Genomic DNA, 14,899 nt, shown 5'->3' with positions numbered 1-14,899 from the left:
GCCATCTAAATATTGCTTAGCAATGATACATTTTAGCTCTCGGCTATATTTGGACATAAAAAGACCCCCAATAATTGGTGTCCAACTATTGGGGGTCAGTTCAGGTTGCGGGCTTTTTCTTTTATAAGAGCAGATGCGGGAAACAAAAAAAGATGCGGGATTCGAGTAAACGAGTAACGAAGAGTCAGAAGCAGGTTAGAGATACGGGTAAGCGAGTAACGAAAAACATGAACTGTGATAGTCGTACTTGGTATATCGCCGACTCAAACCTAGGTATGTTTTTCGTATTCCTAATCTCATTTACTCATTTCTACTCTTAGCTCTTCGCATCTCGAATCCCGTTTACTCGCATCTAAAAAACGCTTACTTACCCTGCTCATTACGCAGGTACATGATCGCAACCATGCCAAAGCCGATAAATTGCCATAAATACTGTCCGTCACTCGCGCCAGTGATGGTTTGAGTAAACGCCATACAAGCAGTCACAAACAGGGAAGAGAAAGCAGCATAAAGTAACCACGGACGCTCTTTACCGACCATGAACTCACCGGCAAACACCGAGCGAATAACCAGTAAAAATGGAACGCATTGCAACGCAATTAGAATCGGAAACATAAAGTCGAACGTTGGGCTAAGTAAAACATGACCGACTTGGCTCTTATCCCAAGTGCCAACAATATAACCTTTCCAACCAGCCCAGGTATCACCTGCATAAGCGGTATCAGGTGTAACAAAGCCAAGTAACACGCCCATCACTTTATCGATAAAGCCATTTTTGAACCAAAAGACGAATAAAAAGATCTGAATCGGTATGATCTGAAAAGCAAATTTCTTCAACATGTGTGTACCCCAAATAATGAATGATTTGAGGACCAGTATGTGGAAGTCGGCGTGTTTACACTTGATGCAAGGCAATCAAGGCTGACTACAAACAATAAACAAACATGTTAAGAAGCCCATTAGGACTGGGAAAACCAACCTAACTCCCATGCCACCAGCGCTCCCTCACACCTTCACATAAGTGGGAGTTTAGGCATTTAGAAAAAGTTTGTTTTTTATAAAGATTCAATAAGATCAAACAGTTGACCGTTATGCTCTTTTTTCACTTCGGTGTAGCGTTGATAGTTGTATTGCGAACCTTTTGGGTTGTCCGACAGCTTGTCAGCGACACTTAGTAGATAAAAACTGATTGGGCTCGGTGTGCTTTCGGCTGCATAAAAAAGGTAAGGGAAAGCTTGGTTGGCATGTTGGTTGATTAACAGTGCAAGACCCAGGGTTAGATTCGCGATATCACAACGCGGGTTCATCTCGAAGGCTTGCTTTGCCAGTTGTAGCGCATGTTCGCGATCTTCTTGCTCATGGCTTTGCAAATAAGCCAAAGATTCCGAATACGACAGCAAGGCATTGACCAGATAATTATCTCGCCCTTGTTGTTGAATCGTATCCAACTGAAGTGCTATTTCCTCAAATGGCTGACCACCTTTACCTTGGTAGAACAACGATATCCCCTCAGAGATAACACTCCAATCATCGTAGTTATCAATAGAGGTCACGCGATGACTCGCTACGCCGTATTCTGAGCTCATAGGAGCAATAATGGCTTTGATCTCTAGAATCACATCCCCAATGGCATCGAAGAAGTTATCTTGGCTAAAGGTCTTTTCCACCTTCTGACTTTGATTCGGTTGGCGATTGTTTTGTACAAGCACGCTCAACACATAGTCACCCCCCTCTTGCTTAAGCCAACCTTTGAGCTCGACACCATTATTAGCCAGTGATTGCTTCCCCTGTTTCGATAGCTGAGAAAAGTGGTAACCCGATAGTTTTTTAGCTGAGTTCAGCCCATAGAAAAGATAGTTATAGACGCTTTCTGACATCTCATAATCGTTCGAAGAATCTAGGGTTATGTCATGGATATAAACAGGAATCACATCACTTTGGTGAGCAGAAACAACAGCAGTGCCACTGGTTGGGACATCGGTTTGCCACGCCCAAGTTGCTATTAAGCCAACAGAGAATACTGCGGTTGTAATCAGGGCGATGGTTTTCTTTTTCGACTTAGCAACAAAAGGGGTAGATTCAGGTTGAGAGACGCCCTCAACGGGAGTTGGTTCGACGCTCGACTGAGTCACCTCAACATCGAACAGGTAACCTTGCTTAGGAATGGTCTGAATAATCCGATACGGACGTGATTTATCCTGAAGCTGACTGCGCAGCAAGCTGATGACCTGTCTGACCAAGTTGTCAGACACTTGAGTTCTTTGCCACACATCCGCGGCTATCTGCCGAGTGCTAACCACTTGCCCGCGATTTTCGATGAAATAACTCAGCAATTTAGCTTGCAAAGGCTCTAAATGAATCGCTTCGCTATCCACCACTAACTGATTTTTATCAGGGTAGAAAGCAATAGGAAAATCGTGTTGCAATACAAAGCAATGCGAGCGAGTCATAGTAGTTCTGTAGTTAGAAAAGACCCCACAAGATTATTGGTTTTATAAATAGTAAGCAAGCCAAGTATCACAAATAAAAAAGGCTGCACAGTGGCAGCCTTTCAATCAAACAAACGGATACGATTAAACCGAGAATGGGTACCTAATCGCTTCGTGGCACTCGTAACCTTCAACCCAGAAGTCATCCATTGTTACCCAAGTTTCTAAATCCTCTAGAGACTTAATCTCTGGGTTGATGTGGAATGTAGGGCCAGCTAGAGGCTCACGCTTTAGCTGAATATCACGCATTGGCGCCAGTTGATCTTCATAGATATGAGCGTTAACTAGCTTGTGGTAAGCCACACCCGCTTTTTTACCCGTGATTTGCGCCATGATAGCTAGGAACACGTACACTTGAACCATATTGAAGTTCAGGCCTAGTGGTACATCACAAGAGCGCTGAGTACTGTTTAGGTACAGAGTATCACCCAGTAGAGAGAAGTGATGGCTGTACATACACGGACGCAAACATCCCATGTGGAACTCACCTGGGTTGTAGAAGTTTAAGATCTCACCACGGTCATCGATACCGTTTGTCAGGTCATCAACAATCTTCTTCAGCTGGTCGATATGACCACCATCAGGCTTTGCCCATGCTCGGCCTTGAACACCATAAACACGGCCCATGTCATCTTCACCCTTGCGGTAAGGATTATTCAGCCATGCTTCATTCAGGTTCGAATTCGCATCCCAAGTTTTCGTTCCTAGCTTACGAAAATCTTCAGCGTTGTCGTAACCGCGAATGTAGCCAAGCAGTTCAGCAACTGCCGCTTTCCAAAAGCTCTTACGTGTAGTGACAAGTGGGAACTGGTTGTTACCAACATCATATTCAAGGTCAGCATTGATCACAGTTAGGCAGCGCTTGCCCGTGCGTTCATTTTCAATCCAAGTACCGTTATCAACGATACGCTGACAGAGATCTAAATACTGTTTCACACCAATTCCTTACTTCGTTTGTTGTGGTAATTCGTCTTTGTAGTGACCGCGCTTGTATGCCCATACCATCATCAGCGCACCGATGATAACCATTGGCAGTGATAGGATTTGTCCCATAGAGATAAACCCGCCGAACAAGCCTAAATGAGCATCTGGTTCACGTACGTATTCTACTAAGAAGCGGAATGTACCATATCCTGCAAGGAATAACCCTGATACAGAACCAAGAGGACGAGGCTTTTTAATAAACCAGTTCAAGATGAAGAACAGCACGATCCCTTCAAGTGCCATTTCATAAAGCTGAGATGGGTGACGAGGAAGTGGACCGCCATTCGGGAATACAATTGCCCATGGCACATCCGTAACACGGCCCCATAGTTCACTGTTCATGAAGTTACCTAGACGGCCCATACCTAAACCAAATGGAACCAATGGTGCAATCATGTCTGCAACGCCGAAGAAGGTGCGACCATTCTTTTTCGCATACCAGAACATTGCGGTGATAACACCCAGCAAGCCGCCGTGGAAAGACATACCGCCAGTCCATACTTTAAATAGATACAGTGGATCCGCTAAGAAAAGGTCAAAATTGTAGAACAACACGTAGCCAATACGACCACCAAGTACCACACCTAGAAAGCCAGCGAACAATAAGTCTGATACTTGCTCTCGAGTCCAACCGCTACCCGGCTGATCAGCTCGGCGATTTGCTAGCCAAAGAGCAAACATAAAACCGACAAGGTACATTAGGCCGTACCAACGAACTGAGATTGGTCCTAGTTCAATAAGAACAGGATCGATATTTGGGAATTCAATAAAACCCTGAGACATACTTGGCTCTCTATCTAAATTGAATAACGGTTAGCTCAATCGCTAACGAAAGACACTACAGCAGCATGGTCGCTGCTATAAACATTAAAAATACCGCAAAGAACTTCTTAAGTACTGGTGTTGGTAATTGCGTAGCCAGCTTCGCCCCCACTCGTGTGGTTAGTACTGATGTGCACGATATCGCAACCAAGGCAGGCAGGTAGACATAGCCGAGGCTAAACGGAGGCAGCCCCTCGACAGACGAGCCATGCCAAATAAAGCCTAACATTCCAGAGATAGCGATAACGAAACCACACACCGAAGACGAGCCCACTGCCTTGCGCATTTCCACACCATGATGGTTAAGGAAAGGTACAGACAACGACCCACCACCAATACCCGCCAAGCTTGAAACCAAACCAATGCCACCACCACATAACATGGTTGTCGCAGAGCCCGGCATCGCTTTTTGGCTCTTAGAGCGAATCGACAACAGCATCTGCAGTGCTAGCACTAACACAATCACACCAAAAACTTTAGGTAAGTATTGAGAAGGAATAACGTCAGCTACAAAAGAACCGAGAAAACCGCCAACCACAACCCCTGGCATTAACCATTTAACGACAAATATCTCAACGTTACCCAACTTTAAGTGGTTAATCGCAGACGATCCTGACGTAACAATAATGGTAGATAGCGAGGTCGCTAATGCCATTTGCATTGCAAACTCTTGAGGGATACCCGCTTTCGGGAGCAAGAACAGTAATGCCGGAACCACCAGCAACCCACCGCCAATACCCAGCAAGCCAGCTAAAACACCAACAACAGCACCAAGGCCTGCTAGCAAGCCTATGAGTTCATATGACACGTTAATTCCTATTTTTTACCTGCTCGAATGAAGCCTGTAAATTCACGCTCTTCGAAATAGTTCAGCATCATACTATAGATGTCACTGCCATACGGCTTTGAAAGTGCCTTATTTGCCAAATCCTGTAATTCGCTCAAGTTAGATTGGCGAATCAAATATTTGGTTCTAGCAACATTCGAGGTGTTCATACTTAACGTCTGATACCCCAACCCAAGCAGTAACAATGCGCCCATTGGATCACCGGCTAGCTCGCCACAAATACACACAGGTAATTGATATTGCTTACAAGTATCATGAATTTGTTTCAATGCCATGATCACTGCCGGGTGCATAGATTCATAGACATCAGAGACGCGGGAATTGTTCCTATCAACGGCCAATAAATATTGGGTTAAGTCATTAGTACCGACAGAAACAAAATCGACCTTGTCGGCAATCAGTGGTAACAAGTAGAGCATCGAAGGCACTTCAATCATGATACCGATACGGGGCATCCGTACTCGATTATCAAGTTCATGCACTTCATCATAGGCTTGCTCAATCAACTGCAGGGCGTCATCCAACTCCTGAGCGCCCGAAATCATCGGTAGCAGAATGCTCAAGTTATGGCTTTCACAACTCGCACGTAGCATGGCACGCAGTTGAATAATGAAGATATCTGGATGATCCAGCGTAAAACGGATACCACGCCAGCCAAGGAAGGGGTTGTCCTCTTCGATTGGGAAGTAAGGTAATGCCTTATCACCACCAATATCGAGCGTACGCATCACCACCTGCTTATTTGGGTAGCTCGAAAGCACAGAGCGATACTGCTTGAACTGTTCATCCTCTGATGGGAAACGTTGTTGCAACAAGAACGAGATTTCCGTTCGGTACAAACCAACGCCATCTACACCTTGGTTGATGGCAATATTGGTATCAGCACTCAAACCTGCATTAAGTAGGATTTCGACCTGTTGGTCATCTTGGGTTTTCGCAGGTAGATACAGCTCGCGATTGACCATTGAGGAGAGCTCACTCTCTTCAAGAATCAGCCCGCGATACTCTTTGAGCAGGTTCTTGGTCGGCTCGATAAAGATCTCGCCACTATAACCATCGACGATGGCTTGCTTACCATTCGCTTGCTCGAGGTTAATGCTAACCCCCATCACCGAAGGAATACCAAGCGCGCGAGATAAAATAGCAGCGTGCGAGTTCGCCGCCCCTTCCAAAGAGATCACTGCCAACAGCTTCTCTTTTGGAATCGACGCTAATACTGAAGCGGTTAACTCACGAACCACCAGAATAATCGGCTTATCTAAGGTACGTAGCTCATACTCAGAGTTGTGAAGGAAGTACAACAGCCTTTGACCGAGCTCTCGGATATCCTGTGCTCTTTCACGCAGATACACATCCGACATACGAGCAAAGCGATTGGAATAGCTCTCAACCACCTGCCTTAGTGCCCAGTCCGCTTTATCGCCTTTCTGAATCTGGCTTTTTAGATCCTTACGCAACATAGGATCGTTGAGTAAGTGCGTAAACAGGTCAAAGATCGCCAATGCGTCTTTATTGATTTCACTGTCTAAGCGCTTTCGCATGCGCTTGAAGTCATTGAGGGCATTCTCAACCGCCACTGCCAATAACTCTTGCTCGCGCTCGATATTGAGCGTCGAAGCAGGATACACATCCGTTAATTCAGGTTGGGTGTTGTCCCACCACAGATCACCAATCGCTACCCCAGATGAAGCAGCAATACCTTTGATGCCTGGCAGCTTTTGTTGTTCCAACAGCCAATGACCTTGGGTTTGAGCGTGCGCGACAATAACCGCAAGTTGAGCTGAGAGCGTAACGAGGAATGACTCTTCCATCTCGCTGAATAAACGAGGTGTTTTTTGTTGAATAACCAATACGCCAAGCACTTGCTTGCGATGGATAATAGGAGTACCAAGAAAAGAGTGGTAAATGTTTTCTCCAAGTTCTGGAAAAAACTTATAAGCAGGGTGAGCAGACGCTTGTGCAAGGTTAATAGGTTCAGCACTTCGTTTCACGAGGCCAACTAAGCCTTCGTCGAAACCAATGTGAATACTATTACCTTCAAAGATCAGGCCTTGAGTTGCCATCAACTCAAGGCGCTGCATATCATTATTGGCTAAATACACGGTGCAACATTCCGTCTGCATCGCACTGCATGTCTCTTTAACTAGAATATCAAGTGCCGTCGATACATCTTCAACTCTTGATACGTGTTCAACTATTTCCCTTAGTTGACTGAGCATGCTTAACCTCTACGCAATTTGCGTTTTCCTTTTGTTTTTCGCTCTTTAAACGGCATTGCTAAAGATGCGAACTCTTTCATCGCTCGACGGTAAACATCTCGCTTAAAAGAAACTACTTGTCGAACTGGGTACCAGTAACTCACCCAACGCCAACCATCAAACTCAGGTGTACTCCCACGCTGCATATTGATACGCGATTCATCGCAATCTAAGCGTAAAAGGAACCACTTCTGTTTTTGTCCAATACAGACAGGTTTAGAATCCCACCGAACCAGTCGTTTGGGTAGCTTGTAGCGTAACCAATGACGACTTGTCGCGACGATCTTTACATCCTTTTTAGTAAGGCCAACCTCTTCATACAACTCACGGTACATTGCCTGTTCCGGAGTTTCACCTTCATCTATTCCCCCTTGAGGGAATTGCCATGAATGTTGCCCGTATCGTTTAGCCCAGAAGACCTGACCATGGTTGTTACAGATTACAATACCAACATTTAATCGGTAACCATCGCCATCTATCACTGGCCAACCTCTATCTAAATTTTTAATTACACTGATTTTTCCACATATCCCCAATTGGAGCAAACTTAGTGACGTGATAAGCGCTATATTTATGAATATTATCTGCAAATATGGATAAGTTTTGCTCAAATTCGAGTTACCCACACAATAGTGAGACCTAGACCACATTTATTCACCTTTTCTGTGAATAACTATGTGAAGAATTAGCCGCAATCGTTTTATTTAATCCATAGATTCATCAACACTAAAACCAGCCCACTAGAAAAACAAAAACTTAAACATTAAAAATCAACACCTTAAAATAAAAATAAAAAATCAAAGCACAGTCAAAACACAAAAGATCTTTTAAAAACACAAGCTGCTCAAAGATCAACCACCCCGGTGTTTATCCACACTACCAAGTGAAAGATTCATTTTACACCCCATTTAGCAAGCATTTTATCCACCAAAAACCCCTGTTTATTTATCCACTAAATTAATATTTCAATTAATTACCTTTATGTCCTGTGGATAACCCTAAGTTTGATCCCTTCTTCGACTAGGAGATCATTTCTTAACCAGTCGTCATTTGGTGATAACTTCTGATAAAATCATTTTTTTGATCATGCCTTTTATTATGAAACCAGAACCACAAACACAACAAGAGTTGTTAGACAGAGCTTACGCGATTGCCGGGATGACCTTCAGAGAGCTCGCTGATGAAGCAGAGATGGACATGCCAAACGATCTTAAGCGAGACAAAGGCTGGGTTGGGCAACTGTTAGAATGGCACTTAGGAGCACCTGCTGGCAGTAAACCAGAACAGGATTTCGCGAAGCTAGGCATCGAGCTAAAGAGTATTCCGATTGGCTATTCTGGTAAGCCACTTGAAACCACCTTTGTTTGTGTGGCGCCATTAATGGGAGTGCAAGGACTGACATGGGAAACCAGCCATGTTCGCAATAAACTGTCTAAAGTGTTGTGGATCCCTGTAGAAGGGGAAAGAGAAATCCCGCTGGCAGAACGTCACGTTGGATCACCACTACTATGGACACCAAGTGAAGCTGAGAACGAACTCCTAAAGAGAGACTGGGAAGAGTTGATGGAGTTGATCGTTTTAGGGAACGTTGAACAGATCACGGCAAGGCATGGAGAAGCCCTACACTTACGTCCAAAGGCCGCAAACAGTCGCGTGTTAACTGAAGCTTATGGAGCCAGTGGCAAGCCCATCAAGACCAAGCCTCGTGGGTTTTATTTGCGAACTCAATTTACTCACAACTTGCTGACGACGCATTACGCATAGCCCAATAAACATTAGTACGAAACAATATCAGTGAGTTACGTTCTTTGATCAATGAGGTTTCAACGCTAATTCGATATCACAGTAGCTTTGACTTGGCTCACTGCCAAATTCGTCATAAGCATTGTGCAAGCGAAGATAGGCCTTTTCAAACCCTAGCCGGAGTAACTCCTCTTTCACTTGATCCAAAGATCCAAAGTGAAGTGGCTCACCATCTTGTTTTACCGGCTCAAGCTTATGTTTGTACTCCACAGCCAGCAGATATTCCGAGATATCGGAACAGCCAATAACGTACACTTTGGGGATTTGATACGAGTCTTTGTGCTCTCCATGTAGCCACATGTCTAACTGATGCTTTTGCATAACCGGCCTCCCTTGCTCTCTATAGCTTAGTAGAACTCTATTTCTTTACTAGGGCACGTTGATTTTTATCGATTAAAAAAACAAAAAAGAGAAGCCAATGCTTCTCTTTTTTGTCCAGTTCTAGTTCAAAAGCGCTCACTTTTGACACCTAACTATCACCGTCAATGATTTAAGGGGTTGAAAGGTGCGATCAACCCCGAAAGATTACGTCGGTATTCGCGCGCTAAGAACACGACGAAGATGACGAACACGACGTTCAATGGTGACAACTTCAGGCTCAGAGAAACCAATTGGACGACCATCGGCTTCAAGGCCAATATCTCTTAGCAAATGAGTGTTGTGCCAAGGTAGGTCTAGTGAACTACGACGTACTTTTCGCTGCCATTCCCGCTCTTCACGACGAAGATCGGCACGGATAAGGACTGTTGCTAATTTTAAATATACTGAGTGACGCATAATAACTCTCCAGTTGTTGAGTCAACTGAGGAAAAATAGCGTGTTAGATAGTATGAGGGCTTCTCACTTAGCTGCTATTTTTCCGCAGCCAAATAAGGATACGGATCTATTAGTTAGGTTTATCTTGGGTGTTTCGATCGGCCATGGCTGAGATTTGTGACATAACAGTCACCATGTCAGTACACGGATCAAACGACGCGCAAATGTGCTGTATAAAATCGAAATGTTTCATTTGCGCCTCCAAGCTAACTAAAAAATCCAAAAAGAAATGGGGAAGTAAAAGCAGACAAGTCTTTGTTAAATCGTTGCTTTCACGGTTAAAGTCTAACCAAGTGAGTATATTATTCAACCGCTAATTGGTTAACATTTTTAAAACAATGCAATCGCCTGAAATATCAGTTGCATATTCATTTACATATAACATATTCACTATGATTATATAAAATCACAGCATATCTCTCTTAACGACTTAGAGTTCATCTCTCAGTTGTTCGAACATAAACGCAACGACTAGCAACAAAAAAACCACGCATGATGCGTGGCTCTTAAATTTACACGAACAGATTGAATGACTTAGAAGAAAGTTCTACACAACTCCCTCAGAAATAAGGCTGTGTTTATTCAACAAACGGTACATGGTTGCCCGTGATACACCAAGTTCTTTAGCTGCCAGCGAAACCTGACCACCGTATGATTCCAAAACAATTAACAACGCATCGCGCTCTGAACGTTCACGAATACTCTTCAAGCTACGTCGTTCATCATTCTGTTTTGGTAAATCGAGTTGGTGATCTTCGATGATCACTGCATCCGACATCAACACAACACGCTTTATCTGATTCATCAATTCGCGAACATTGCCTGGCCAGTGGTAGCGATTCATCGAACGAATGGCATCGTCTGAAAAACTCTTAGCCTGAGCATTAAACTCTTTCGAATACTCTCGTAGGAAGTGATCAGCTAGTACGGAGATATCGCTTACACGCTCTTTCAGACTCGGAACATGAATGCGCAGTACATTGATATAGTGATAAAGCTCTTCATTGAAGTCCCCTTCTATCAGTGCTTTCTCGATATCAGAGGAGTTCGCAGCCAGAATTCTCACATCAACAGACTTAGGTCCTTCTGCGGTCTCAATCTTGCCTTCTTGTAGAAAACGCAGCAGATTCAACTGTTGATTACGTGGCATCGCCAAAACATCATTGAGCAAGATGGTGCCACCATCGGCCTCTTCCAGCATACAAGGAGAAGACGTTGGTTGTGCTGATATTCCAAATACCTCAGCTTCTATTCTCATTTCAGACAAGGCACGGCAGTTCACCGTTAGAAATGGCTTTTGAGATCGTGAGGAGTTTTGATGAATAGAGCGTGCAATCGTCTCTTTGCCTGAGCCGCTCTCTCCATAAATCAGGATGCTGACATCGGTTGGACCAATACGCTTTACTTGATCTCTCAAGCGCTTCACAGCCACTGAGTCACCCAGTAAGCCCATATTGTTATTGATACCGTAATTTGGCCATACTTTCTGTTCTAACTTGAGCATTCCCAACTGATGTCCAATCGTACTCAATAGCTGAGCATCAGGGATAGGTGCCGTGAAAAAGTCGATACAGAAGTTAACGATAAATTGGCAGATCGTATCAGAGCTTAATTGCGATTCACGGATAAAAGCGAGCCATCGTACTTGCTTATTGTTACTCACAAGGTTAGCAATACCATTAAGACTGAATTCATCATGGCTGAGATCGACAATACCAATACATGGGCCAATATCAGCAATCAAGGCATCCGCTTTTCGCAAGTCAGCACACTGGGTACACTGCCAACCCACTTGTTCTAATACAGATAACCAGGGTTCGTACGCACCACCAACGACGATAAGAGAACCTGGTAAGGAATCCATCTTAAATTGAGTTCCCATCCTTCTTCCTTATTCTATTTTTATTTAAATCAGACTAATACGACTCATCGCTTTTCGTTCGACTAGATGCCACGAGATCGTATTCAGCGCAGAGACGTATAGTAGTGAGACTATCTTAGATTTTATGTCTCAATAGTAAGACTATGTCAGAAATAGTGATTTTTCGAATCAAGAGTGCGGTACAGACTAGGTTTTGAGCTCTAAAAACAGAAAAAGCCACCCGAAGGTGGCTTTTAAATTTTATTGGGTGTTACGACCCGTAAGCGAGAGTTACGCTTGTGGACGCATTGCCGGGAACAAGATCACGTCACGGATTGTGTGCGTGTTTGTAAATAGCATTGCTAGACGGTCGATACCGATACCTTGACCCGCTGTTGGTGGTAAGCCGTGCTCTAGTGCTGTGATGTAGTCTGCATCGTAGTACATTGCTTCATCATCACCCGCGTCTTTCGCGTTAACTTGCGCTTTGAAACGCTCGTCTTGGTCTTGTGCATCGTTAAGCTCAGAGAAGCCGTTCGCTACTTCACGGCCACCGATGAAGAACTCAAAACGGTCTGTGAAGAACGGGTTGTCATCGCTACGACGAGCTAGAGGAGAGATATCCGCTGGGTAGCCTGTGATGAACGTTGGTTGAATTAGCTGAGGCTCAGCCGTTTCACCAAAGATCTCTTCAAGAAGCTGACCACATGTCCAGAACGTTTCCACTTCAACGTGTACAGATTTCGCGATTGCTACCATCTTCTCACGGTCTTGTAGGTCTGCTTCTGTTAGTGCTTGAATCTCAGCATGCTCAGGGTTGTAGTGCTTGATCGCATCGAACATGCTCATACGCGCGTACTTGCCACCGAACTCAACTGTTTCGTCACCGTAAGGCATAGAAGTAGAACCAAGAACGTCCATAGCCGCTGTGCTTAGCATCTCTTCAGTTAGATCCATAAGGTCTTTGTAATCAGAGTACGCTTGGTAGAATTCCATCATTGTGAATTCTGGGTTATGACGTGGAGACAGACCTTCGTTACGGAAGTTACGGTTGATCTCGAATACACGATCAAAACCACCAACCACTAGACGCTTAAGGTAAAGCTCAGGTGCAACACGTAGGTACATGTCGATGTCTAATGCGTTGTGGTGAGTGATGAATGGACGTGCAGTCGCACCACCAGGGATCACGTGCATCATTGGCGTTTCAACTTCTAGGTAGCCTTTTGAGCTCATGAAGTTACGGATTGAAGAAACAAGCTTAGAACGCACGATGAATGCGTTGCGAGAATCTTCGTTCACGATTAGGTCAACGTAACGCTGACGGTAACGCATCTCTTGGTCAGTTAGACCGTGGAACTTCTCTGGTAGAGGACGAAGAGCTTTAGTCAGCAGTTCAAACTCTTCCATGTTCACGTAAAGATCGCCTTTACCTGACTTATGAAGTGCACCTTTAACACCGATGATGTCACCGATATCTAGGCCTTGGTACTTCTCTTTCAGTACTTTTTGTACGTCTTTCGCTGCGTATGCTTGGATACGACCAGAAGTTTCTTGAATCGCAAGGAATGGACCACGCTTCGCCATTACACGACCAGCGATCGCAACGATGTGGTTAAGCTCTTCTAGCTCTTCCTTAGTCTTCTCACCGAATTCCGCTTGAAGATCGCCAGCTAGGTGCTCACGGCGGAAATCATTTGGGTGACCATTTGCTTTGCAGCTTTGGCGGATGTGATCCAGCTTGCTACGGCGCTCAGCAATTAGTTTGTTTTCTTCTTGTACGTTTTCGTTTTGAACAGCATCAGTCATTGAGATGTACCCTGCTTGTATAATTTGAACAGCTATATTTTCGCAAATATAGTCGGTAAAAAGCTTACAGACCTGATTTCAGGCTAGCTTCAATAAATTTGTCTAAGTCACCGTCAAGAACCGCTTGAGTATTACGGTTTTCAATGCCGGTGCGTAAATCTTTGATACGTGAATCATCCAGTACGTAAGAGCGGATTTGGCTGCCCCAACCGATGTCTGATTTAGTATCTTCATTCGCTTGTTTTTCAGCATTTTGTTTTTGAATCTCAAGTTCAAAAAGCTTAGCACGTAGCTGCTTCATCGCTTGATCTTTGTTCTTATGCTGCGAACGGTCATTCTGACATTGAACCACAGTGTTGGTAGGAACGTGAGTAATACGTACCGCTGATTCCGTGGTGTTTACGTGCTGACCACCAGCGCCCGAAGCACGGTATACGTCAATACGTAAGTCAGAAGGGTTAATGTCGATCGTAATGTTGTCATCAATCTCTGGATAGATAAACGCAGATGCAAATGAAGTATGACGACGGCCACTTGAATCAAATGGTGATTTACGAACTAGACGGTGAACACCTGTCTCTGTACGCAGCCAACCGTACGCGTACTCACCAGAGATACGTACCGTTGCACCTTTCAAACCAGCAACTTCACCTTCAGATACTTCGATAACTTCCGTTTTGAAGCCCTTCGCTTCCGCCCAACGCAAGTACATGCGTAGCATCATTGAAGTCCAGTCTTGTGCTTCAGTACCACCTGAACCCGACTGTAGATCGATATAACAATCTGAAGCGTCATGCTCACCAGAGAACATACGACGGAACTCAAGTTTACCTAACTTAGCTTCAAGCTCCGCTAGTTCTGGTTCAATTTCGTCGAACGTTTCTTGATCTTCTTCTTCAACCGCTAGCTCTAGTAGGCCATCAACATCCTCAACACCTTGGTCAAGTTGGTCAATCGTTTCTACTACCGCTTCCAGTGCAGAACGCTCTTTACCTAGCGCTTGAGCACGCTCAGGTTCGTTCCATACATCCGGTTGTTCTAACTCTGCGTTTACTTCTTCTAGACGCTCTTTCTTAGCGTCATAGTCAAAGGTACCCCCTCAGGATATTTGTGCGCTCAGACACATCCTGCAGACGGTTTTTTATAGGATTGATTTCAAACATTTTAGCTCATCATTTATGAGTAGAATTTAACCGGAGAATTGTACTCA

14 protein-coding genes are annotated in these 14,899 nt (G+C 44.4%); 2 read left to right on the top strand and 12 right to left on the bottom strand.

All coding sequences use genetic code 11. The annotated features are described in order from the left end of the window. The first annotated feature begins 152 nt into the window (after window positions 1-152). Entirely contained in the window at window positions 153-320 is a 168-nt protein-coding gene (locus F0228_RS04070) for a hypothetical protein (RefSeq protein WP_171761916.1), read from the top strand. 43 nt (window positions 321-363) lie between these two features. Here the strand turns inward: F0228_RS04070 and F0228_RS04065 are convergent, their stop codons facing one another. From F0228_RS04065 to rppH, 7 genes are all read right to left on the bottom strand, one after another. Continuing rightward, a complete protein-coding gene (locus tag F0228_RS04065; RefSeq protein WP_061033342.1) occupies window positions 364-840 on the bottom strand; it encodes a hypothetical protein in 477 nt (158 codons plus the stop codon). Between the two features lie 215 nt (window positions 841-1,055). Further along, window positions 1,056-2,450, bottom strand: a complete 1,395-nt coding sequence (locus tag F0228_RS04060) for a winged helix-turn-helix domain-containing protein (protein ID WP_171731955.1) — start codon at window positions 2,448-2,450, stop codon at window positions 1,056-1,058. A 123-nt stretch (window positions 2,451-2,573) separates the two neighbouring features. Next, on the bottom strand, window positions 2,574-3,425 hold the full coding sequence (locus tag F0228_RS04055; RefSeq protein ID WP_061033344.1) for a thymidylate synthase: 852 nt from the start codon (window positions 3,423-3,425) through the stop codon (window positions 2,574-2,576). A gap of 9 nt (window positions 3,426-3,434) precedes the next feature. Then, the gene (gene lgt, locus F0228_RS04050) at window positions 3,435-4,256 is read right to left on the bottom strand and encodes a prolipoprotein diacylglyceryl transferase (protein ID WP_008221585.1); all 822 of its coding nucleotides are present in this window, start codon (window positions 4,254-4,256) and stop codon (window positions 3,435-3,437) included. A 55-nt stretch (window positions 4,257-4,311) separates the two neighbouring features. Continuing rightward, a complete protein-coding gene (locus tag F0228_RS04045) occupies window positions 4,312-5,103 on the bottom strand; it encodes a sulfite exporter TauE/SafE family protein (RefSeq protein WP_171731954.1) in 792 nt (263 codons plus the stop codon). Between the two features lie 8 nt (window positions 5,104-5,111). After that, window positions 5,112-7,361, bottom strand: coding sequence for a phosphoenolpyruvate--protein phosphotransferase (gene ptsP / locus F0228_RS04040; protein WP_116870032.1), 2,250 nt, complete (start codon window positions 7,359-7,361; stop codon window positions 5,112-5,114). A gap of 2 nt (window positions 7,362-7,363) precedes the next feature. Continuing rightward, window positions 7,364-7,882, bottom strand: a complete 519-nt coding sequence (gene rppH, locus F0228_RS04035) for an RNA pyrophosphohydrolase (protein WP_004739545.1) — start codon at window positions 7,880-7,882, stop codon at window positions 7,364-7,366. Between the two features lie 616 nt (window positions 7,883-8,498). On the opposite strand from rppH, the gene mutH reads away from it, so the two are divergent. Further along, entirely contained in the window at window positions 8,499-9,164 is a 666-nt protein-coding gene (gene mutH, locus F0228_RS04030) for a DNA mismatch repair endonuclease MutH (RefSeq protein WP_061033404.1), read from the top strand. A gap of 48 nt (window positions 9,165-9,212) precedes the next feature. Here mutH and F0228_RS04025 read toward each other — a convergent pair whose 3' ends face one another. The 5 genes from F0228_RS04025 to prfB form a co-directional block, all read right to left on the bottom strand. Then, window positions 9,213-9,524 (bottom strand): DUF6482 family protein, encoded by a 312-nt coding sequence (locus F0228_RS04025; protein ID WP_061033347.1) that lies wholly within the window; start codon window positions 9,522-9,524, stop codon window positions 9,213-9,215. Window positions 9,525-9,728: 204 nt separating this feature from the next. After that, on the bottom strand, window positions 9,729-9,980 hold the full coding sequence (locus tag F0228_RS04020) for a hypothetical protein (protein ID WP_008224444.1): 252 nt from the start codon (window positions 9,978-9,980) through the stop codon (window positions 9,729-9,731). A gap of 586 nt (window positions 9,981-10,566) precedes the next feature. Then, window positions 10,567-11,901: a cyclic-di-GMP-binding transcriptional regulator VpsR gene (gene vpsR, locus F0228_RS04015; protein ID WP_116870031.1), complete on the bottom strand. Its 1,335-nt coding sequence runs from the start codon at window positions 11,899-11,901 to the stop codon at window positions 10,567-10,569. A gap of 270 nt (window positions 11,902-12,171) precedes the next feature. Continuing rightward, the gene (lysS, locus tag F0228_RS04010) at window positions 12,172-13,689 is read right to left on the bottom strand and encodes a lysine--tRNA ligase (protein WP_061033349.1); all 1,518 of its coding nucleotides are present in this window, start codon (window positions 13,687-13,689) and stop codon (window positions 12,172-12,174) included. Window positions 13,690-13,753: 64 nt separating this feature from the next. Further along, window positions 13,754-14,852 (bottom strand): peptide chain release factor 2 gene (prfB, locus tag F0228_RS04005; RefSeq protein WP_100205982.1). Its coding sequence is split into 2 segments (ribosomal slippage): window positions 13,754-14,776 and window positions 14,778-14,852, totalling 1,098 coding nucleotides; the frame shifts between segments, so codons are not numbered across the junction. Window positions 14,853-14,899 lie beyond the last annotated feature (47 nt).

The organism is Vibrio sp. 99K-1 (assembly GCF_013114585.1).
GTDB lineage: Bacteria > Pseudomonadota > Gammaproteobacteria > Enterobacterales > Vibrionaceae > Vibrio > Vibrio chagasii_B.
This window is presented reverse-complemented; position numbering and strand designations above follow the sequence as displayed.

Bases quoted from the DNA above. Each gene is read 5' to 3' on its own strand.
- F0228_RS04070 (WP_171761916.1), top strand. From the start codon at position 153: ATGCGGGATTCGAGTAAACGAGTAACGAAGAGTCAGAAGCAGGTTAGA.
- F0228_RS04065 (WP_061033342.1), bottom strand. From the start codon at position 840: ATGTTGAAGAAATTTGCTTTTCAGATCATACCGATTCAGATCTTTTTA.
- F0228_RS04060 (WP_171731955.1), bottom strand. From the start codon at position 2,450: ATGACTCGCTCGCATTGCTTTGTATTGCAACACGATTTTCCTATTGCT.
- lgt (WP_008221585.1), bottom strand. From the start codon at position 4,256: ATGTCTCAGGGTTTTATTGAATTCCCAAATATCGATCCTGTTCTTATT.
- ptsP (WP_116870032.1), bottom strand. From the start codon at position 7,361: ATGCTCAGTCAACTAAGGGAAATAGTTGAACACGTATCAAGAGTTGAA.
- mutH (WP_061033404.1), top strand. From the start codon at position 8,499: ATGAAACCAGAACCACAAACACAACAAGAGTTGTTAGACAGAGCTTAC.
- F0228_RS04025 (WP_061033347.1), bottom strand. From the start codon at position 9,524: ATGCAAAAGCATCAGTTAGACATGTGGCTACATGGAGAGCACAAAGAC.
- F0228_RS04020 (WP_008224444.1), bottom strand. From the start codon at position 9,980: ATGCGTCACTCAGTATATTTAAAATTAGCAACAGTCCTTATCCGTGCC.
- vpsR (WP_116870031.1), bottom strand. From the start codon at position 11,901: ATGGGAACTCAATTTAAGATGGATTCCTTACCAGGTTCTCTTATCGTC.
- lysS (WP_061033349.1), bottom strand. From the start codon at position 13,689: ATGACTGATGCTGTTCAAAACGAAAACGTACAAGAAGAAAACAAACTA.